Genomic DNA, 834 nt, shown 5'->3' with positions numbered 1-834 from the left:
CCCAGGCGGATGCCGCTCGTCACGAACGGCTTTTCCGGATCGTTCGGGATCGCGTTCTTGTTCACCGTGATGTGCGCCGCACCCAGCGCCGCTTCCGCTGCCTTGCCCGTGATGTTCTTCGCGCGCAGGTCCACCAGCATCACGTGGCTTTCCGTGCGGCCCGACACGATGCGCAGGCCACGCTTGACCAGCGTTTCAGCCAGCACGCGTGCGTTCTCGACCACCTTTTCCTGGTATGCCTTGAATTCCGGCGAAAGCGCTTCCTTGAACGCCACGGCCTTCGCCGCGATCACGTGCATCAGCGGGCCACCCTGGATGCCCGGGAAGATCGCCGAGTTGATCGGCTTCTCGTACTCGGCCTTCATCAGGATCACGCCGCCGCGCGGGCCGCGCAGGCTCTTGTGCGTCGTCGTCGTCACGAAATCCGCGTGCGGCACCGGGTTCGGATACACGCCCGCCGCGATCAGGCCCGCGTAGTGCGCCATGTCGACCATCAGGTAGGCGCCGACCGACTTCGCGATCTTCGCCAGACGCTCGAAGTCGATCTTCAGCGCGAACGCCGATGCGCCCGCGACGATCAGCTTCGGCTTGTGCTCGTTTGCCAGCTTCTCGGCTGCGTCGTAGTCGATGTCTTCGTTTTCATTCAGGCCGTAGCTCACCACGTTGAACCACTTGCCCGACATGTTCACCGGCGAGCCGTGCGTCAGGTGACCGCCGTGCGCGAGGCTCAGCCCCATGATCGTGTCGCCCGGCTTGAGCATCGCGAAGAACACGCCCTGGTTCGCCTGCGAACCCGAGTTCGGCTGCACGTTCGCGGCTTCCGCGCCGAACAGC

1 protein-coding gene is annotated in these 834 nt (G+C 64.7%); it reads right to left on the bottom strand.

The window, feature by feature from the left end:
- On the bottom strand, positions 1-834 hold an 834-nt coding region (gene glyA, locus DIE22_RS37805), incomplete at both ends, for a serine hydroxymethyltransferase (RefSeq protein WP_148093214.1).

The sequence above is a fragment of the Burkholderia sp. Bp9142 genome (assembly GCF_003853415.1).
Classification (GTDB): Bacteria; Pseudomonadota; Gammaproteobacteria; order Burkholderiales; family Burkholderiaceae; genus Burkholderia.
Note: the sequence above shows the minus strand (reverse complement) of the source record. Positions and strands in the feature narration are given on the sequence as shown.